Source organism: Klenkia sesuvii (assembly GCF_037083825.1).
In the GTDB taxonomy this organism is placed as follows: Bacteria; Actinomycetota; Actinomycetes; order Mycobacteriales; family Geodermatophilaceae; genus Klenkia; species Klenkia sesuvii.
This window is the reverse complement of record NZ_JBAPLU010000005.1, coordinates 122,217-141,670: the sequence shown is the minus strand read 5'-3', so window position 1 is coordinate 141,670 and position 19,454 is coordinate 122,217. Positions and strand designations below refer to the sequence as shown.

The window sequence follows — 19,454 nt, the reverse complement described above, 5'->3', positions numbered from 1 at the left end:
GGAGGATGGTCCGTCGTGGGTACCTCAGCACAGTCCGACACCGCCGGCCCGGCTCCGCAGGCCGACTCCGACCTGGTCCGCGCCGCCCTCGGACGCCCCGTCGAGCACACGCCGGTCTGGTTCATGCGCCAGGCGGGGCGGTCGCTGCCGGAGTACCGCGCGGTGCGGGCCGGCACCGCGATGCTGCAGGCCTGCCAGGACCCCGACCTGGTCACCGAGATCACCCTGCAGCCGGTGCGCCGGCACGGGGTCGACGCGGCCATCCTGTTCTCCGACATCGTGCTGCCCCTGGTGGTGGCCGGTGTGGACATCGAGATCAAGCCCGGCGTCGGCCCGGTCGTCGCCGAGCCGGTGCGCACCGTCGCCGACGTCGACGCCCTGCCCGACCTGCAGCCCGAGCAGCTGGACTTCCTGACGACGGCGGTGCACCGGCTCGTCTCCGAGCTCGGCCCGGTGCCGCTGATCGGCTTCGCCGGAGCGCCCTTCACGCTGGCCACCTACCTCATCGAGGGTGGGCCCTCCAAGGAGCACGCCCGCACCAAGGCGTTCATGTACGCCGAGCCCGAGGCCTGGCAGCGCCTGCTGACCAAGCTGTCCGTGTCGGCCGCGGTGTTCCTCCGCACGCAGGTCGACGCCGGTGCCTCGGCGGTGCAGCTGTTCGACTCCTGGGCCGGCGTGCTGTCGGCCGCCGACTACGCCGCCCGGGTGCTGCCGCACTCGCGTGCGGTGTTCGACGGCCTGGGGGACCGCGCCGCGGGGGAGCGGGACGTCCCGCGCATCCACTTCGGGGTGGGCACCGGCGAGCTGCTGCCGCTGATCGGCGACGCGGGGGCCGACGTGGTCGGCGTCGACTGGCGGGTGCCCCTCGACGAGGCGGCCCGGCGGGTGGGTCCGGGCTACTCCCTGCAGGGCAACCTGGACCCGGCCGTGCTGTTGGCCGACCGGGCCACGCTGGACGCCGAGGTGCGCCGCGTCGTCGAGCAGGGTCGCGCGGCCCGCGGTCACGTGTTCAACCTCGGCCACGGCGTCCTGCCCGACACCGACCCGGGCGCGATCACGCACGTCGTCGACCTGGTCCACCAGCTGAGCGCCCGCTCGTGAGCCGGGTGGTCGTCGTCGGGGCCGGCATCACCGGTCTCACGGCGGCGTACGCCTGGCACCGGGCGCGACCGGAGGACGAGGTCGTCGTCCTCGAGGCCGGGGACCGGGTCGGGGGCAAGCTGGGCCGCGTCGAGCTGGCCGGCACCTGGTACGACACCGGGGCCGAGGCGGTGCTGGCGCGCGTGCCCGACGCGGTCGAGCTGATGACCGAGCTGGGGCTGGACCAACTGGCACCGCGCACCACGTCGGCGTCGGTGCTGCTGCCCTCGGGCCGGCACCCGTTGCCGGCAGGCACCCTGCTGGGGGTGCCGACGTCGGCCGAGGGGCTGGAGGGCCTGCTGTCCCCGGCCGGGGTCGAGCGGGTGCGCGCGGAGCAGTCGTTGCAGCCACTGCAGTTCGGTGCCGACCGGTCGGTGGGCGACCTGCTGCGCGAGCGACTCGGCGACGAGGTGGTGGACCGGCTGGTCGAGCCCCTGCTCGGCGGGGTCTACGCCGGGCAGGCCGACCGGCTGTCGGTCGCCGCCACCATGCCGGCGCTCGCCGCGCACCTGCCCCGGCACCGCACGGTGCTCGCCGCCGCGGCCGCTGCCCGGGACGCCGGGGCGCGCAGCCGGGAGGCCGCCGCGGGCAACGCGGAGGGCCCGGTGTTCGCCACGCTGCCCGGGGGTGTGGGCTCGCTGCCGCTCGCCCTCGCCGACGCGCTGCCGCCGGGCGCGGTGCGCCTGCGCACCCCGGCGCACACCCTGACCAGGACCGGGGGCGGGTTCGCGCTCACCGTCGGCGCCGGTCACGACGAGCTGACCGCCGACGCCGTCGTGGTGACGGTGCCGGCGGGCAAGGCCGCCCGGCTGCTGGCCGACGTGGCCGGGGACGCCGTGGAACCGCTCGGTGGCATCCCCTACGCCTCGATGGCGGTGGTCGCGATGGCCTTCCGCGGGCAGCCGCTGCCCCCCGGGTCGGGCCTGCTCGTGCCCCCGGTCACCGGTCGGCTGGTCAAGGGCATCACCATCTCCTCGCAGAAGTGGCCGCACCTGGACGTCGACGGCCTGCTGCGGGTGCGCTCGTCGGTGGGCCGCTACCTTGAGGAGGAGCAGCTGCAGCGACCCGACGACGACCTCACCGCCGCGGTGGTCGCCGAGGTCGCCGAGCTGCTGGGGCTGGCCGACCCCGAGCCCGTCGACACCCACCTGGTGCGGTGGGGTGGCGGGCTGCCGCAGTACCTGGTGGGCCACGTCGAGCGGGTCGCGGCGATCCGGTCGGCGGTCGCCGCCGTCCCGGGGCTGGCCGTCGCCGGCGCCGCCTACGACGGCGTGGGCGTGCCGGCCTGCATCCGCGGCGCTCGCCGAGCGGTGGCGACCCTCACCTGAGCCCGGCGCTGCGGCGGGGGGAGAATGGGCGGCATGACCGACCAGCCCGAGCAGAAGAGCACCGGCAAGCGGGCCAACGAGCTCAACGCCCTCATCCGCTACACGATGTGGTCGGTGTTCCGGCTCGCCCGGCCCTTCGGCGACGACGCACGCCAGGCCGCCGTCGAGGAGTTCGAGGGCCTGCTGGGCGAGCTGGCCGGCAAGGACGTCGTCGTCCGCGGGCTGTACGACGTCGCGGGCCTGCGGGCCGACGCCGACCTCATGGTGTGGTGGCACGCCGAGACCCCGGAGGCGCTGCAGGAGGCCTACACCCGGTTGCGCCGCACCGCGCTGGGTCAGCGGCTCGAGCCCGTGTGGTCGCAGCTGGCGCTGCACCGCCCGGCGGAGTTCAACCGCTCCCACATCCCGGCGTTCCTGGCCGACGAGGAGCCGCGCCGCTACGTGTGCGTCTACCCGTTCGTGCGCTCCTACGAGTGGTACCTGCTGCCCGACGAGGAGCGGCGCGACATGCTCAAGGAGCACGGCATGCAGGCCCGGCCCTACCCCGACGTCCGGGCCAACACCGTCGCCTCGTTCGGGCTGGGCGACTACGAGTGGATGCTCGCCTTCGAGGCCGACGAGCTGCACCGCATCGTCGACCTCATGCGCGACCTGCGCGCCTCGCGGGCCCGCCGGCACGTGCGCGAGGAGGTCCCCTTCTACACCGGCACCCGTCGCTCGGCGGCCGAGCTGGTCGCCGGCCTCGCCTGACGGGCGGGGATCACCGCACGCCGATCTCGTAGCTGGTCGTGCCGGCCACTCCGCCGACCTGCACCAGGAAGACGTCCACGGGCCCGTCGAGCGTGAGCACCTGGTCGTCGGGCACGAGCGGGGCCGTCGCGGTCCCCGGGCAGTTGGCGGCCATGGGCCCGACCTGGTCGGGGTCCAGGGTGCCCGGGCTCAGGTCGGTGGACGACGTGGCGGTCTCCACCGCCACGTGTCCGGAGGTGGGGCCGGTGCTGGTGCACGTCGCCGTCACCGAGACGGCGGTGCCGGTCGGGACGGTCACCACGAGCTGACGGTGCTGGTTGTCGCTGACCACGAGGTCGCTCGGGAGCGGCGTGGACAGGGCCCGGAGGCGCTCGTCGAACACGTGGGGGTCGAACGTGCCCACGGGGCTGGTCCAGGCGGGTGCGTCGCTGCTCGCCTGCACAGCCAGGGCGTCCAGGTCCACCGTGACACCGACGAGCTCGGCCTGCCCGCCGTCCGCGGGACGGGCGAGCTCCAGCGATCCGGACCGGTTCTGCGACCCTTCCGGCCCCGACGGGGCGGGCCCGTCGGCCCACCAGCCGCCCCCCAGACCACGGACGCAGGTGTCGGGCCCGGCCGCCACCAGCTCGCGACCGACCGGGAGCCACCCGTAGGCACGCAGGTCCCCACCGGCCAGGGCGCGGGCGACGGCCAGGCACCGGGCAGTGCGCTCGGCCCCGGCCCGGGCGGAGTCGCCGACCGGCTCGCCGTGCGGACCGCCGACATCGAGGTCGAGGTCGGCGCTGATGACCCAGATCTCGGCCACGTTGCCGGTGGCCGACTCCTCCTGGTCGTGCACCCCGAGGGCGTCCCGGACATCGGGGGTGAGGGCCGCCCACTGCTGCTCAGCGGCGTCGACGGCCTCGTCCGGGGTGAGCAGGCTGCAGCCGGGCAGGGTGAGCGCGGCCAGCGCCAGCAGGACGGCGGCGTGGCGACTCATCGCCGGCCCACCTGCACGCTGGGGGCGGGCGTGGGCCGGCGGCGTCCGGGTGCGGTGGTCATGCGGTCCACCGTGCCCGGACGGCCGGTCGGCCACCTGAGCAGGACTGCTCAGGTGGTCTCCCGGATCGGGCTCAGCCCTCGGCGGGGGCGAGGGTGATGGAGACCGAGTTGATGCAGTAGCGGTCGCCGGTCGGGGTCTGCGGGGCGTCGTCGAAGACGTGCCCGAGGTGGCTGTGGCAGGTGCCGCACAGCACCTCGGTGCGGACCATGCCGAGCGAGCGGTCGCTCGTGAGCACGACGTTGTCGGCGCTGGTCGGCTCGTAGAACGACGGCCAGCCGCAGTGCGAGTCGAACTTGGTCTCCGACCGGAACAGCTCGGCCCCGCACGCCCGGCAGTGGTAGACCCCGACGGTCTTCGTGTCGGTGTACTCGCCGGTCCAGGGGCGCTCGGTGCCGGCCTGGCGGAGCACCGCGTACTCCTCCGGCGACAGCTGGGACCGCCACTCCTCCTCGGTCTTCACGACGCTCGGCTGCCGGTCGACGGCGGGTCCGGTGTGCTGGGTCATGCACCCGACGATACGACCGGCCCGCCACCCGTGCCGCGCATGGCGATGGGGTGACGGGCCGGTGCGGTGGTGCGCGGTCGATCAGCCGAACAGGCGCAGCAACCGGTCGAGCAGCTCCTGGAACAGCGACCGCAGCGTGATCGTCGTGGTCGCCGTCTCGCCGGAGGCCCCGGTCAGGACGACGGGCTGGTCACCCGTGCCCAGCACCACCGGCACCCGCGGACGGAGCACGACCCCGCCGGCGTCGTCCGCCGTCCCCGACCCGGCCGGGCGGCCGGCGACGGTGACCGTCACGCGCTCCCCGGGCTCGAACCCCGAACCGGTCACGGTGATCCGCTCGCCGCGGAACGGCCGGGACTGGTCCACGGCGGCGGTGGCGGGCTGGTCCAGCGGGGCCAGCGAGACGCCGAGCACGGTCGGGTTGTGGTCGCTGGCCCGGTAGGGGTCGGGGGCGAAGAACGGACCGTAGCCGTTGTACTGGTACGCGTAGGACTCGACCGCGTTGGTCTGCCACACGGTCAGCCCGGTCAACCGCTGCGCCATCGAGGGCGAGGCGAACACGTGGTCCAGCGACCCGGACCCGCCGTCGAAGACGTAGCTGTACTGGTCGGGGGCCAGCACCGGGCCCATGTCCTGGTAGCCGGCGGCGCGGACGACGTCCAGTGGGTCCTCGTAGCGGTAGCTGTTGAAGTCCCCGGTGAGCAGGACGTCGGGGTCGCCGGTGGTGCGCACCAGCTCGTCGGCGAAGGCCACGAGCGCGGTGGCCTGCTCCACGCGGTCGGCGTTCGAGGCGCCCTGGCCGTCCCCGGCGTCGGTGTTGCCGGCGCCGCTGCCCGAGCCCTTGGACTTGAAGTGGTTGGCGACGACGGTGAACACCTCGCCCTGCGCTGCGAAGGTCTGCGCGATCGGGGTGCGGGCGTTGTCGAAGGCGGTGAGGTCGGCCGGCACCTGCGGGTCACCGACCGCCGTCACCGCGTCGGTGCGGTAGACGATCGCGTTGGTGATGACGTCGGTGTCCTCGTGGGCCCGCACGAACTCCCAGTCGTGCCCGTCGGCCGCCTCGATCGCCGCGACGAGCGTCTGCACCGCCCGGTAGTCGTCACCGGGCGTCGTGACCGCGGAGTTCTCGATCTCGTGCAGGGTGATGACGTCGGCGTCCAGGGCGGTGATCCCGGCGACGATCTTGGCCTGCTGGCGGGCCAGCTCCTCGGCGTTCTCGGCCCCGCGGGACTGCCCGCCGAACGTCACGAAGTAGTTGAGCACGTTGTAGTCGGCGATCCGGAGGTCACCGCCCACCGGCGCGGGGGCGTCGGTGCGCGGGTTCGTGGCGGTGAAGGTGGTACCGGCGGCGGTGCCGTCGGCGGGCTGCAGCCGGTAGGCGTCGAAGCCGTAGCCCAGCACCGAGGGCTGCAGGGTGGCCACCGTGTCCCCGACCCGCACCGGGTCGGACGCCGTCAGGTACGGCGGGGTGGCACCGGCGGTCGCGAGGTTGGCGCTCACGGCGTCGTCGAGGATGATCGAGCGCGCCGCGTTCTCCGCCGCGACGGCACGGGCTGGGTCACCGGGTTCGGCGACCTCGGTCGGGGACAGCAGCCGGCCGCCGGAGGACAGCAGGACCTCGCCGAAGGTGTTGAGCGCGTAGACCTCGGTGACCGTCAGGTCGGCGGGCAGGGTGACGAGCATGCCCTCGAGCGCCTCGCGCTGCTCGGTGGTCGAGGGCAGCGGGAGCTCCACCGGTGCGGGCAGCTCGGCGGTGCCGCAGACCGTCCAGGTGGGGGCGGTGAGCTGGGTGGCGGTGCCGGGCAGCTGGTCGGCGTTGCGCTTGAACTCGGCGACGGTGCCGGTCACGGTCACGACGTCGCCCAGGTCCACCTCGGGCCCGCCGGGGGCGTAGACGAAGACGCCGTCGGAGGTCGCGGGGTCGCCGTCGCCGGCGTCCTGGACGTGGAAGCCGTTCAGCCCGCCGTCCTGCAGGTCACCGACGACGGTGCCGCGCACGGTGACGGTGCTGCCGGTGAGCGGGCTGGTCGCGCCGGACCCCTGCACCGACCCGATCGTCTGCGTGGTCGCGTCGCACGCCGGACCCGACGGCTCGGGCTCGGGGGTGGGCTCGGGCTCGGGGGTGGGCTCGGGCTCGGGCTCGGGGGCGCTGCCACCGGTGCTGGTCGGGCTGGGGGTGCCGACGGCGAAGTCGGTGGCGTTGTCGTCGGTGTCGGGGCCGGCGGTGCGGGAGGCCGACGTGCTCGCACCCAAGGGAGCGGTCGGGGAGCCCTCGCGCACCGTGGCGTCGCCGTAGCCGAGGAGGTCGCGCACCCGGCTGTCGGCCGTGCAGTCGGCGGCGGTGAGGCAGGTGAGGGCAGCGGTGCCCTGGACGAGGGCCACCGAGCCCGAGCCCGCGGCCATCGGGATGGTGCCGACGTCGTCCGGGGTGGGCAGCGACGTGGAGCCCCCGTTGCCCTGCGCCTGCTGCACGAGGTAGCTGCCGCCGGGGGCGATGCTGCCGGTCAGCGGGGTGACCTGCCACCTCGACGACGCCTTCGGGGTCCCCGGCAGGTACTGCACCGACCAGGTCGACAGGTCGACCGTGGCCGGGCCGTCGTTGCGCAGCTCGACGAAGTCGTGGGTGAGGGTCGCGCCGGTGTTGCCGCCGCCGCCGTAGGCCTCGCCGACGACGACGTCGGGGGACACGGCGGCGGCGGGGGAGGCGGTCGCCAACCCCCCGGCCACCAGGGCGGTGACGGCGGCGCCGAGGACCGGCGCCCTTCTGCTCGTGGACACGGTTCTCCTCGCGGCGGGCCGGTGGGCCGGGGCAGGTCGGGGGACCCGTCGATCCTGTCAGTGCGCTGTGCGTCGGTCCATGAACAACGGGTGACATCTTTCGCACCGCTCATGAGTCCAGCTCACGGACGGGTACCGCGTAGCGTGGCCCGGTGCCCGAGCTGCTGCCCGACTCCTGGTTCGCCCGAGACCTGCCCGTGCTGCGCGCGGTCGCCCGGCTGGTGGACAGCCCCGAGCACGGAGGGGCGCCCTACCTCGGGCAGGTGGTCCCGGCCAGCGGGCTGCCCCGGGCCGAGGTGGTGGCCGCCGTCCGCGGGCTGGTCGACACCGGGTACGTGGCCGCGCTGACCAACGTGGCCGGCGACGTCGTCCGCATCACCGGGATCTCGGGCGAGGCCCGCCGCCTCACCGGGCTCTGGCCGACCCCGCAGTCGGAGTGGGCGCGCCTGGGCGAGCAGCTGGCCACCCGGGCGGCGAACGCCCCCACCGACGTCGAGCGCGAGCGGTGGGCCGCCCTGGCCGCGGCGGCCGCAGCCGTGGGCGAGCACGACGGCGCCCTGCTGATGAGCGCCCTGATCGGCGGGTACGTCCCGCGCGCGCACTGAGCCGGGGACGCAGCAGCGCCCCCCGACCCGGAGGTCGAGGGGCGCTGCCGGTGGTTCAGGTGGCTGAGGTCAGCCCCCGCTCAGTGGTTCAGAGCGGGTTGACGTTCGCAGCCTGCGGGCCCTTCTGGCCCTGCTCGACGTCGAACGAGATGCGCTGACCCTCGTCGAGCGAGCGGTACCCGCTGGTCTGGATCGCCGAGTAGTGGACGAAGACGTCCGGGCCGCCGCCGTCAGGGGTGGCGAAGCCGAACCCCTTCTCCGCGTTGAACCACTTCACAGTTCCTTCGGGCATTGCTCGCTCCTAGCTGAGGTCGTACGTCGGGGTCCTGCCACTTACAGAGCCTTCCCGACGACTGAACCCTAACCACACCTGTCCAGCCCCGTCTGCACCGCACCCCCTCACGGGGTGTCCGGGCCGCCTCGGGGGAGCGCGTCCCGCCGGTTGCCGGCGGCGTCCCAGTGCGCGGCCACCTTCTTGCTGGGCTGCACCCGCGGCGGCTCCCCGGGCATCTTGGGGTAGTCGGGCGGGAAGTTCAGCTCCCCGCCCGGCAGGGTCTCCCACAGGTGCAGCAGCGGGTCCAGGTCGTGCTCGACGTCGTCCATGCCGGCCCAGGGGTCGCCGTCGGCCAGCCGCTCGGGCACGGTCAGCAGGTTCAGCTCGGCCGGGTCGTCGACGTCGGCCAGCTGCTCCCAGGTGAGCGGGGTGCTCACCGGCGCGCCGGGTCGGGCCCGCGGGCTCCACGCACCGGCGATGGTGCGGTCGCGGTTGTTCTGGTTGTAGTCGACGAACACCCGCTCGCCACGCTCCTCCTTCCACCAGGCCGTGGTGACCCCGGCGTCGCGGCGCGCCAGCTCGCGGCCGAACCCGATGGCGGCGTGCCGCACGTCCTCGAACGTGCGGCCGCGGGCGAGGCGCACGTACACGTGCACCCCGCGGTTGCCGCTGGTCTTGGGGTAGCCGCGCAGGCCGAGCTCCTCGAGCAGCTCCCGGGCCACCGCGGCCACCCGGCGGGCGTCGGCGAAGCCGGTCCCCGGTTGCGGGTCCAGGTCCAGCCGCAGCTCGTCGGGGGAGTCCACGTCGGGCACCCGCACCGGCCAGGGGTGGAAGGTCAGGGTGCCCATCTGCGCCGCCCACACCAGCGAGGCGGGCACCGTCGGGCGCAGCAGGTCCGCCGTCCGGCCGCTGGGGAAGGTGACCTGCGCGGTCTGCACGAACTCCGGCGCCCCCCGGGGCAGCCGCTTCTGGTAGAAGCCGTCGCCGTCCTTGTCGCGCGGGCCGGTGGCCAACCGCATGCCCTCCCGCCACCCGTCGGGCCACCGCTCCATCGCCGTCGGCCGGTCCCCGATGCTGCGCAACCAGGTCGGGGCCACGGTGGCGACGTACTCGCAGACCTGGAGCTTGGTGATCTCCGGGGTGCGGTCGGTCGCGGCGTACACGACGCGCTCGGGGCTGGAGACCCGGACCTCGTGCTCGCCGACCTCCAGGGTGGTGCTGCTGCTGGCCACCACTGCAGCCTAGGGCCGGGTCAGGCGGGGCAGGTGAGGTCGGCGGCGGGGGCGGCCAGGTCGACCAGGTAGGCGTTGACCGCGTCGGTGACGCACTGCGTCTTGGGGTACGCGGTGTGCCCGCTGCCCTGCCAGGTGAGCAGCACGCCCGAGGCGAGGTCGGCGGCCATGTCCACCGCGCCGGGCAGCGGGGTGACCGGGTCGCCCTGGGTGCCCACCACGAGGATCGGCGCGGCGCCCTCGGCGTCGCGGTCGGGCAGCGGGGTGCGGGGCGCGTCCCACGGGGTGCAGGTGTAGAGCGACAGCGCGGCCTCGGCGCCGAAGAGCGGGTAGCGCGCGCCCCAGTCGGCCACCAGCGGCCGCACGTCGGACTGCGCGTACTCCTCGTCGGTGTCCGAGCAGCTGATCGTGATGTTGGCGTCGATGGTGTTGGTGTAGGTGCCGTCCTCGCCGCGTCCGGTGAACGTGTCGGCGAGGGTGAGCACCCCGGCGGCGTCGCCGGCCTGGGCAGCGGCCAGCGACTGGGCCAGCTGCGGCCACGCGGCCGGGTTGTACAGCGCCGACCGGACGGCGGCCAGCACCAGACCCGGGGTGGCCTGGCGGGTCTCGCCCTCCCGGCTGCTGGGGACGGGGGCGGTCTCGGCCTGGGTGAGCAGGTCGCCGAGGAAGGCTCGCGGATCGGCGCCCACCGGGCACCCGCCGACCAGCGCGGTGCAGTTCGCGGCGAACGCGTCGAAGGCGGCCTCGAACCCCGCGGCCTGGGCCTCCGCGGCGGACTCGCGGTCGGCGTCGGGGTCGACCGCGCCGTCGAGCACGAGGGCCCGCACGTTCTCCGGGTACAGCTCGGCGTAGGTGGAGCCCAGGGTGGTGCCGTAGCTGTAGCCGAGGTAGGTCAGCTGGGTGTCGCCGACGGCCTGCCGGACCCGGTCGAGGTCGCGGGCGGAGTCGACGGTGGAGAAGGCGCCCAGGCCGGCGCCGTAGGTGTCCACGCAGCCCTCGGCGACGTCGTCGGCCAGCGCGAACGCCGCGTCGACCTCCTCGGCGGTGCCGGGACGGGGCTCGGCGGCGGTCAGCTCGTCCTTGGTCGCGTCGGGGATGCACTCGACCGGCTGCGACAGCCCGACCCCGCGGGGGTCGACGCCCACGACGTCGAAGCGCCCCACGACGGCGTCGGGGAGAGTGAGGGCGGCCTGCACGGCCGCGTCGGTGGCCGACAGCCCGGGCCCGCCGGGGTTGACCACGAGCGAGCCGATGCGGTCGGTCTGCGCGCCCGACACCGCCCGGACGGCGAACAGCGACAGCGTCGGGCCGGCCGGGTCGTCGTAGCTCAGCGGCACCTCGACCTGCCCGCAGCCGAACGTGAGCGGCCGGTCGGCACCCGGGCGGCCGGCGATGATCGGGGCGATGTCGGCGGTGCAGTCGGTCCACTCGACGGGCTGCACCGGCGCCTCGGTCGGCGTGGCCTCGGTCGTGGTCGTGCTGGCGCTCGAGCGCTCGGTGCCCTCGCTCGAGGAGCACGCCGGCAGGACGCAGAGGACGGCGGAGAGCAGGGCCACCAGGACGGCGGGACGGCGGGGCGCGGCAGTCACGGTCGACCAGCCTAGGAGGGCCACGCCCGTCACGCCCGTCCCGTGGGCCACAGGTGGTCAGGCTCTCAACCGTCCCGCTGCCCGCCGAGGACCTCCGCGAGGTCGTAGCGGACCGGGACGTCGAGCTGGTCGTAGGTGCAGTCGGCGGCGTCCTTGTCCGGTCGCCAGCGCTGGAACTGGCCGGTGTGCCGCAGCCGCTCGCCCTCGAGCTGGTCGTACCGGATCTCGATGACCAGCTCGGGCCGCAGCGGCACCCAGGAGAGGTCCTTGCCGGCGTTCCAGCGGCTCTGCGCACCCGGCATCCGCTGCTCCCCCGTGGTCTCGACCTGCGCGTTCGCCCAGTCCTGCCACGGATGCCCGGCCACGGCACCGGCCCGGTAGGGCTCGAGCTCGGCGACCAGCTCGGCGCGCCGCTTGGTGGTGAAGGAGGCGGCCACCCCGATGTGCTGGAGGTGGTCACCCCGCCACAGGCCCAGCAGCAGCGACCCGACCAGGGGGTGCTCCGGCGTGGAGGTCTTGTGCCACCGGAAGCCGGCGACCACGACGTCCGCCGTCCGGACGTGCTTGACCTTGGTCATCGTGCGCTGGTCGGGGGAGTAGGGCGCGTCGGCGGGCTTGGCGACGACGCCGTCGAGCCCGGCACCCTCGAACTCCTCGAACCACCGGCGGGCGACCGCGGCGTCGGTGGTCAGCGTGGTGACGTGCACCGGGGCCCGGGCGCCGGCCAGCGCCTCGCGCAGGCGCGCCTGCCGCTCGCGGAAGGGCAGCTCCAGCAGCGACTCGTCGCCGAGGGCCAGGACGTCGAAGGCGACGAAGGAGGCGGGGGTCTCCACGGCCAGCTTGTCCACCCGCGACCGGGCCGGGTGGATGCGCTGCAGCAGCGACTCGAAGTGCAGCCGGTCCCCGCGCGGGACCACGATCTCGCCGTCGAGCACGCACCGGTCGGGCAGCTGCGCCTTGACCGCCTCGACGACCTCGGGGAAGTAACGGGTCAGCGGGCGTTCGTTGCGGCTGCCCAGCTCGACCTCGTCCCCGTCGCGGAAGACGATGCAGCGGAACCCGTCCCACTTGGGCTCGTAGCAGAAGTCGCCCTCGGGCACCTTCGTGGCCGCCTTGGCCAGCATGGGCTTCACCGGGGGCATGACGGGCAGGTCCACCGCTGCAGTCAAGCAGCCCGGCGCCGACCCCGCGGGGTGGTCAGCGCAACGAGTAGCGGGCCAGCAGGACGCCGTCCTCCTCGAGCAGCTGCACCAGCCGGACCGCCCGCGGCGTGGGCAGGCCGTGGTCGCCGAGCAGCCCGGCGGCCCCGCCCACCAGCAGGGGCGCCGTCGTCAGGCACAGCTCGTCGACCACGTCGGCGGCGACCGCGGCCCGCACCAGCGAGGGCCCGCCCTCGCACAGCACCTGCTCCAGGCCCCGGGCAGCCAGGGCGTCGAGGGCGGCGGGCAGGTCGACGTCGTCCTCGCCGCACACCAGCACCTGCACCCCGGCCTCGGTCAGCGCAGACCGCCGGTCGGGGTCGGCCGAGGCGCAGGTGACCAGCACCGTCGGCGGGGCGGACAGCCGGTCGCCGGGGGCCAGCGACGCCCGGCGGGAGACCACGACGACCGGGGCGTCTGCGGGCCGCCCCAGCTCGGCCCGCAGCTCGGCCACCTCGGCATCGGCGCCGACGGGGCCGTAGCCCTCGCCCGAGGCGGTGCCGTGACCGACCAGCACCGCGTCGCACCAGGCCCGCAGCACGGTGAACACCTGGTGGTCGGCGTCGGACCCCAGCCCGGCCGAGGCCCCGTCGACGCTGGTGGCGCCGTCCAGGGCGTGCACGAAGTTCGCGCGCACGAACCGACCGGGGGGCGGCCGGTAGGACTCGACGACGGCGGTGGCGTCGAGCCAGGACTCGCTGGGCGGCAGGAGCCCGCGCATCAGCGGGTGCCGAGCACCGCGGCCGAGTGCGCCGGGAGGGTGACCGAGCTGCCGTCGCGGGTGGGCAGCTCGCCGGTGGCGAAGAGGGTCTCGCCGGCGGGGGCGTCGAGCTGGACAACCCTCGGCTGGTCGGCGAGGTTGACCACCACGCGCAGCGAGCCGCGGTGCACCACCAGCCAGCGCTCGGCGTCGTCGTGCTCGACCCGCACCCGGCGGAGGTCGGCGTCGGCCAGCTCGGGGTGGCTGCGGCGCAGGGCCAGCAGCTCGGCGTGCAGCCGCAGCAGCCCCGCGTGCTCGGGCCGGTCGAGCTCGGACCAGTCGAGCACCGACCGGGTGAAGGTCTCCGGGTCCTGCGGGTCGGGCACGTCGTCGGAGTCCCAGCCGTGCTCGGCGAACTCGCCGATCCGCCCCTCGGCCGTCGCCTTGCCCAGCTCGGGCTCGGGGTGGCTGGTGAAGAACTGCCACGGGGTGCCCGCCCCCCATTCCTCGCCCATGAACAGCATCGGCGTGAACGGGCTGGTCAGGGTGATGGTGGCGCCCACGGCGAGCAGCTCGGGGGAGAGGGTGGCCGAGATGCGGTCGCCGGTCGCCCGGTTGCCGATCTGGTCGTGGTCCTGCAGGTAGGCCAGGAACTTCCAGCCCGGCAGCGCCGCGGTGTCCACCGGGCGGCCGTGGTGCCGCTTGCGGAACGAGGACCAGGCCCCGTCGTATAGGAAGGCGCCGGTGAGGATCTTCGCCAGGCCGGCCAGCCCGGCGTCGGCGAAGTCGCGGTAGTAGCCCTGGCCCTCGCCGGTGAGCACCGCGTGCAGGCTGTGGTGGAAGTCGTCGCTCCACTGCGCGGTCATGCCCAGCCCGCCCGAGGCGCGCGGGGTGACCATCCGGGGGTCGTTGAGGTCGCTCTCGGCGATGAGCGTCAGCGGGCGGCCGAGGGCGACGCTGAGCGCGTCGACCTCGGCGGCCAGCTCCTCCAGCACGTGCGTGGCCCGCTCGTCGACGAGGGCGTGGACGGCGTCCAGGCGCAGGCCGTCGACGTGCATGTCGCGCAGCCACATCAGCGCGTTGTCGATGACGTAGCGCCGCACCTCGTCGGAGTGCGGCCCCGACAGGTTGACCGAGTCGCCCCAGGTGTTCGCCCCGCCCTCGCTGAACACGGGGAAGAACTCGGGCAGGTAGTTCCCCGAGGGGCCCAGGTGGTTGTAGACGACGTCCTGGATGACGCCCAGGCCGCGCTGGTGGCAGGCGTCGACGAAGCGCTGGTAGGCCGCCGGGCCGCCGTAGGTCTCCTGGACGGCGTACCAGGCGACGCCGTCGTAGCCCCAGTTGTGCGTGCCGTTGAACCCGTTGACCGGCAGCAGCTCGACGAACCCGACGCCGAGGTCGACCAGGTGGTCGAGCTTGGCGGCTGCGGCGTCCAGCGTGCCGTCGGCGGTGAAGGTGCCCACGTGCAGCTCGTACACCGAGCTGCCGGCCAGCTGGCGGCCGGTCCATGCGCCGTCGCCCCAGGCGTGGGCGCCCGGGTCGAACCTGCGCGAGAGCCCGTGGACGCCCTCGGGTTGCCGGCGCGACCGCGGGTCGGGCCGGGCCGGCTCGGTGTCGTCGAGCAGGAAGCCGTAGTCGGCCTCCGCGGTGGCCGGGACGGTGGCCCGCCACCAGCCGTCGTCGTCGCGGGTCATGGGGTGCACGTCGCCGTCGACCTGCAGGCGCACCCGCTCGGGCAGGGGTGCCCAGACGGAGAACTCGGTGCTCATGGGGGTCCTTCGCTAGTCGCGGACGAGGAGGGCGACGGGGAGCTGCGCCAACAGCTCGGCCACGGGGGCGCCGCCCGAGGCGCTGACCACCCGGGTGCCGGTGAGCAGGTCGCGCCAGCCGCCGTGCGGCAGCTGGAGCGCGGTGTCCCGCCACCCGCCCCCGTCGGCCAGGCCGACGGGGAGCCGGGTGGCCACGGTGACGACGCCACCGCGGTCGAAGGCGACGGCGTGGTCGGCGGCCGCCCCGGTGACCTCGACCGGGGTGTAGCCGGCGAAGGCCTCCGGGACGTCGCGCCGGTGCCGCAGCGCCCGCGAGACGACCAGCAGCTTGGCCGCGCCGCCGTCGTCGACGGCCGGCACGGTGCCGCCGTCGAGCTCGGCCAGCAGCCGGCGCCGCTCCGCGTGGTCGACCGGCCGCCGGTTGTCCGGGTCGACGAGGGAGAGGTCCCACAGCTCGGTGCCCTGGTAGACGTCGGGCACCCCGGCGACGGTCAGCTGGAGCAGCTTCTGGGCCAGGGAGTTCGACCGCCCGTGCGGCGTGATCCGGTCGACGAACGCGTCGATCTCGCCGCGGGTCGTCGGGTCGTCGAAGGCCGCGTCGACCATGGCCTGCAACGACGCCTCGAACTCCTCGTCGACCGCCGTGTAGGTGGTCGACGTGCCGGCCTCGCGGGCGGCCTTCTCGGCGTAGGCCCGCGCCCGTTCCCGGCTCAGCGGCCAGGCCCCGACCAGGTTCTGCCACACCTGGTGGGCCAGCGGCCGGTCGGTCAGCGGGTGCCGGTCCAGCCAGCCGCGGACCAGCGTCGTCCACTCGTCGGGCAGCTCGGCCAGCACGGCCAACCGGGCCCGCACGTCCTCGCTGCGCTTGGTGTCGTGGGTGGACAGCGTCGTCATCGACGCCGCCCGGTGCTCGGCCCGGGACTGCTGCGCGGCGTGGAAGTCGGCCACCGACGTCCCGAACCGGGTCGGGTCACCGCCGACCTCGTTGAGCGCCACGAAGCGCGACCACCGGTAGTAGGCGCTGTCCTCCACGCCCTTGGCCATGACCGGCCCGGACGTCTGCTCGAACCTCGTGGCCAGCTCGGTGCCCGGCGTCGCGAGCAGCGGGTGCAGCCCGTCGACGGCGGCGGTGAGGTCGGGACGGCGGGCGCGGACGGCGGACACGGTCGCGTCCAGGTGCGCGCGACCGTCGGGCAGGTAGGTGCGGTAGACGTCGAAGGAGGCCAGCAGCTCGGCCAGCGCCTCCCGGACGTCGTCCCCGGTCACCCCGGGGAGCTCGCCGACCAGGCGGGCCAGCCGCGAGACCTCCGACCCCAGGATGCCGTCGGTGACCTCGCGCTTGGCGGAGTGCACCAGCTCGGCGTAGTCGACCTCGTGGCCGGCCACCTCCGTGTCCAGCGCGGTGAACGCGGCCTCGCCGGCGGGGTCCACGAGCACGCCGTCGACCTCGGCCAGGGCGTCGTAGCCCGTCGTGCCGGCGGTGGCCCAGGCCTCGGGCAGGTCCTCCCCGGGCTCGAGGATCTTCTCCACCACGGTCCACCGGTGACCGGTCAGCTCGGCGAGCCGGTCCAGGTAGCCGCGCGGGTCGGCCAACCCGTCGGGGTGGTCGATGCGCAGGCCGTCGACGTACCCCGCCTCGACCAGCTCGGCCACCAGCGCGTGGGTGGCCGCGAAGACCCGCTCGTCCTCCACCCGCAGTCCGGCGAGGGTGTTGATGGCGAAGAAGCGGCGGTAGTTCAGGTCGCCGTCGGCCCGCCGCCAGTCGACCAGCTCGTAGTGCTGCCGGTCGTGCACCTCCTGCGGCGTGCCCTCACCGGTGCCCGGTGCGATGGGGAAGCGGTGCTCGTAGTAGCGCAGTTCGCCGTCCTGGACGCGCAGCTCGGCGAGGTCGTCGGCCGAGCCCAGCACCGGCAGCCGCACCCGGCCGCCGCCGGCGTCCCAGTCGACGTCGAAGGCGTGCGCGTGCGGGCTGTCGGGGCCCAGCTCGAGCAGCGACCACCACCAGCCCGACGCGTGGGCGTCCTCCACGCCCATGTGGTTGGGGACCAGGTCCAGCACCAGCCCCAGGCCGTGCTCGTGCAGCGCGGCCACGAACCGGTCCAGGCCGGCCCGACCACCACGCGCCTCGTCGACGTGCGCGTGGTCGGTGGTGTCGTAGCCGTGGTTGGACCCCTCGGCCGACCGCAGCAGCGGCGACGCGTAGGCGTGGCTCACCCCCAGGTCGGCCAGGTAGCCGGCCAGCTCCGCGCCCTGGTCGAGGGTGAAGTCGGCGTGGAACTGCAGCCGGTAGGTGCCGGTGGGCGTGCTGGGCGTGCCGGTCCCGGTCACGAGAGGCTGCGCAGCACGACCATGGCCCGGCCCTTGACGGTCAGCACGTCGCCGGACTTGTGCTCGTTGGGCTCCACCGGGCCGAACTCGGCGGTGTCGACGAGGACCTCCCACGACTGGGAGTAGTCGCTGGGCGGCAACGTGAACTCGATGTCCTCGTGCCAGGCGTTGAAGGCCAGGATGAAGCAGTCGTCGATGACGTCCTCGCCGCGCTCGTCGGTCGAGCGGATGCCGTGCCCGTTGAGGTAGACCGCCAGGCTCTTGGCGTAGTGGGCGTCCCAGTCCTCCTCGGTCATCAGGTCCCCGGCCGGGGTCAGCCAGGCGATGTCGGGCACCGGGTCGCCCTCGCCGCGGCCGACCGGGCGACCGTGGAAGAACCGGCGCCGCCGGAACGTCGGGTGCTCGTGGCGCAGGTGGGTGACCAGCTTGGTGAACTCGACCAGGCCCTCGTCGACGGCCGACCAGTCGATCCAGGTCAGCTCGGAGTCCTGGCAGTAGCCGTTGTTGTTGCCGCCCTGGCTGCGGCCGAGCTCGTCGCCGTGCAGCAGCATGGGCACGCCCTGGCTCAGCATCAGGGTGGCGATGAAGTTGCGGCGCTGCTGGGCCCGCAGGGCCAGCACCTCGGCGTCGTCGGTCTCGCCCTCCACGCCGCAGTTCCAGCTGCGGTTGTGGCTCTCGCCGTCGTTGTTGTCCTCGCCGTTGGCCTCGTTGTGCTTCTCGTTGTAGGACACGAGGTCGTTGATGGTGAAGCCGTCGTGGGCGGTCACGAAGTTGATGCTGGCGACCGGGCGCCGACCGGAGTGCTGGTAGAGGTCGGCCGAGCCGGTGATCCGGCTGGCGAACTCGCCGATGGTCGCGTCCTCGCCGCGCCAGAAGTCCCGCACGGTGTCGCGGTACTTGCCGTTCCACTCGGTCCACAGCGACGGGAAGTTGCCGACCTGGTAGCCGCCGTCGCCGATGTCCCACGGCTCGGCGATGAGCTTGACCTGGCTGACGACCGGGTCCTGGTGGACGAGGTCGAAGAACGCCGACAGCCGGTCGACCTCGTGGAACTGCCGGGCCAGCGTCGAGGCCAGGTCGAAGCGGAAGCCGTCGACGTGCATCTCGGTGACCCAGTAGCGCAGCGAGTCCATGATCAGCTGCAGGGACTGCGGGGTCGCGACGTTGAGCGAGTTCCCGGTGCCGGTGGTGTCCATGTAGAACTGCTTGTCGTCGGCGACCAGGCGGTAGTAGGCCTGGTTGTCGATGCCCTTGAACGACAGCGTGGGGCCCAGGTGGTTGCCCTCGGCCGTGTGGTTGTAGACCACGTCGAGGATCACCTCGATGCCCGCGTCGTGCAGGGTGCGCACCATGCCCTTGAACTCCTGCACGGCCATGCCGGGGGTCTGGTTGCTGGCGTACTCGTGGTGCGGGGCGAAGAACCCGATGGAGTTGTAGCCCCAGTAGTTGCGCAGGCCCTTCTGCTGCAGGGTGTCGTCCTGCACGAACTCGTGCACCGGCATGAGCTCGACGGCGGTGATGCCGAGGTCCTGCAGGTGCTCGATCACCGCCGGGTGGGCGAGGCCGGCGTAGGTGCCGCGCAGCTCCTCGGGCACCCGGGGGTGGGTCATCGTCAGGCCCTTGACGTGGGCCTCGTAGATGACCGACTTGTGGTACGGCGTGCGGGGGAGCCGGTCGCTGCCCCAGTCGAAGTAGGGGTTGATGACGACGGACTTCGGCATGTGCGCCGCGGAGTCGTCGTCGTTGCGCTCCTTGGTCTCGAAGTCGTACCCGAAGACCGAGGGGTCCCAGTCGATGCCGCCGTCGACGGCCTTGGCGTAGGGGTCCAGCAGCAGCTTGTTCGGGTTGCACCGGTGACCCTGCTCGGGGTCGTAGGGGCCGTGCACGCGGAACCCGTAGCGCTGGCCGGGCTGGACGCCGGGGAGGAAGGCGTGCCAGACGAAGGCGTCCATCTCGGGCAGCCGGATGCGCTCCTCGTTGCCGTCGTCGTCGAAGAGGCACAGCTCGACCTTCTCGGCCACCTCGCTGAAGATCGCGAAGTTCGTGCCGGTGCCGTCGTAGGTCGCCCCGAGGGGGTAGGCGGTACCGGGCCAGACCTGGGTGGTCATGTGGTGGTGTTCCTCCTGCGCTGGGCCGCCCCGGTGCATCCGGGGCCGGGTGGTGCTGCGGTGCGGTCGACCGGGCGGTGCCGCGACCTGCGGGGGCGCCGGTGCCC

At 74.1% G+C, this 19,454-nt stretch carries 15 protein-coding genes; 4 read left to right on the top strand and 11 right to left on the bottom strand.

From position 1 onward, the window contains the following. The first annotated feature begins 15 nt into the window (after positions 1 to 15). The 3 genes from hemE to hemQ are packed head-to-tail and all read left to right on the top strand — an operon-like array spanning position 16 to position 3,218. Positions 16 to 1,101, top strand: a complete 1,086-nt coding sequence (gene hemE, locus TEK04_RS06900) for a uroporphyrinogen decarboxylase (protein ID WP_336403586.1) — start codon at positions 16 to 18, stop codon at positions 1,099 to 1,101. Beyond that, positions 1,098 to 2,468: a protoporphyrinogen oxidase gene (gene hemG / locus TEK04_RS06895; RefSeq protein WP_336403585.1), complete on the top strand. Its 1,371-nt coding sequence runs from the start codon at positions 1,098 to 1,100 to the stop codon at positions 2,466 to 2,468. The genes hemE and hemG overlap by 4 nt, the downstream gene beginning before the upstream one ends. Positions 2,469 to 2,501: 33 nt before the next feature. Beyond that, positions 2,502 to 3,218 carry a hydrogen peroxide-dependent heme synthase gene (hemQ, locus tag TEK04_RS06890; protein ID WP_336403584.1) on the top strand — a complete coding sequence of 239 codons (717 nt, stop codon included), beginning with the start codon at positions 2,502 to 2,504 and terminating at the stop codon, positions 3,216 to 3,218. A 10-nt stretch (positions 3,219 to 3,228) separates the two neighbouring features. Here the strand turns inward: hemQ and TEK04_RS06885 are convergent, their stop codons facing one another. The 3 genes from TEK04_RS06885 to TEK04_RS06875 form a co-directional block, all read right to left on the bottom strand. After that, positions 3,229 to 4,197 carry a hypothetical protein gene (locus TEK04_RS06885; RefSeq protein WP_336403583.1) on the bottom strand — a complete coding sequence of 323 codons (969 nt, stop codon included), beginning with the start codon at positions 4,195 to 4,197 and terminating at the stop codon, positions 3,229 to 3,231. A gap of 133 nt (positions 4,198 to 4,330) precedes the next feature. After that, complete coding sequence (gene msrB / locus TEK04_RS06880; protein ID WP_336403582.1) at positions 4,331 to 4,765, bottom strand: peptide-methionine (R)-S-oxide reductase MsrB; 435 nt, start codon at positions 4,763 to 4,765, stop codon at positions 4,331 to 4,333. 81 nt (positions 4,766 to 4,846) lie between these two features. Continuing rightward, positions 4,847 to 7,543: an ExeM/NucH family extracellular endonuclease gene (locus tag TEK04_RS06875; RefSeq protein ID WP_336403581.1), complete on the bottom strand. Its 2,697-nt coding sequence runs from the start codon at positions 7,541 to 7,543 to the stop codon at positions 4,847 to 4,849. 152 nt (positions 7,544 to 7,695) lie between these two features. Between TEK04_RS06875 and TEK04_RS06870 the strand changes: the two genes are divergently transcribed. After that, positions 7,696 to 8,148, top strand: coding sequence for a hypothetical protein (locus tag TEK04_RS06870; protein ID WP_336403580.1), 453 nt, complete (start codon positions 7,696 to 7,698; stop codon positions 8,146 to 8,148). 88 nt (positions 8,149 to 8,236) lie between these two features. Here TEK04_RS06870 and TEK04_RS06865 read toward each other — a convergent pair whose 3' ends face one another. The 8 genes from TEK04_RS06865 to glgX all read right to left on the bottom strand — a co-directional run bounded on the left by TEK04_RS06865 (position 8,237) and on the right by glgX (position 19,347). Continuing rightward, entirely contained in the window at positions 8,237 to 8,440 is a 204-nt protein-coding gene (locus tag TEK04_RS06865; RefSeq protein ID WP_091062538.1) for a cold-shock protein, read from the bottom strand. 107 nt (positions 8,441 to 8,547) lie between these two features. Beyond that, complete coding sequence (locus tag TEK04_RS06860; protein ID WP_336403579.1) at positions 8,548 to 9,654, bottom strand: DNA polymerase domain-containing protein; 1,107 nt, start codon at positions 9,652 to 9,654, stop codon at positions 8,548 to 8,550. Between the two features lie 20 nt (positions 9,655 to 9,674). Further along, the gene (locus TEK04_RS06855) at positions 9,675 to 11,243 is read right to left on the bottom strand and encodes an alpha/beta hydrolase (protein ID WP_336403578.1); all 1,569 of its coding nucleotides are present in this window, start codon (positions 11,241 to 11,243) and stop codon (positions 9,675 to 9,677) included. 65 nt (positions 11,244 to 11,308) lie between these two features. Beyond that, on the bottom strand, positions 11,309 to 12,400 hold the full coding sequence (locus tag TEK04_RS06850; RefSeq protein ID WP_336403577.1) for an ATP-dependent DNA ligase: 1,092 nt from the start codon (positions 12,398 to 12,400) through the stop codon (positions 11,309 to 11,311). A gap of 40 nt (positions 12,401 to 12,440) precedes the next feature. Next, a complete protein-coding gene (locus TEK04_RS06845) occupies positions 12,441 to 13,163 on the bottom strand; it encodes a dihydrofolate reductase family protein (protein ID WP_336403576.1) in 723 nt (240 codons plus the stop codon). After that, a complete protein-coding gene (gene treZ / locus TEK04_RS06840) occupies positions 13,163 to 14,911 on the bottom strand; it encodes a malto-oligosyltrehalose trehalohydrolase (protein ID WP_336403575.1) in 1,749 nt (582 codons plus the stop codon). Before treZ ends, TEK04_RS06845 begins: the two co-directional genes overlap by 1 nt. A 12-nt stretch (positions 14,912 to 14,923) precedes the next feature. Then, on the bottom strand, positions 14,924 to 17,239 hold the full coding sequence (gene treY / locus TEK04_RS06835) for a malto-oligosyltrehalose synthase (RefSeq protein ID WP_336403574.1): 2,316 nt from the start codon (positions 17,237 to 17,239) through the stop codon (positions 14,924 to 14,926). Next, the gene (glgX, locus tag TEK04_RS06830; RefSeq protein WP_336403573.1) at positions 17,236 to 19,347 is read right to left on the bottom strand and encodes a glycogen debranching protein GlgX; all 2,112 of its coding nucleotides are present in this window, start codon (positions 19,345 to 19,347) and stop codon (positions 17,236 to 17,238) included. The genes treY and glgX overlap by 4 nt, the downstream gene beginning before the upstream one ends. Positions 19,348 to 19,454 lie beyond the last annotated feature (107 nt).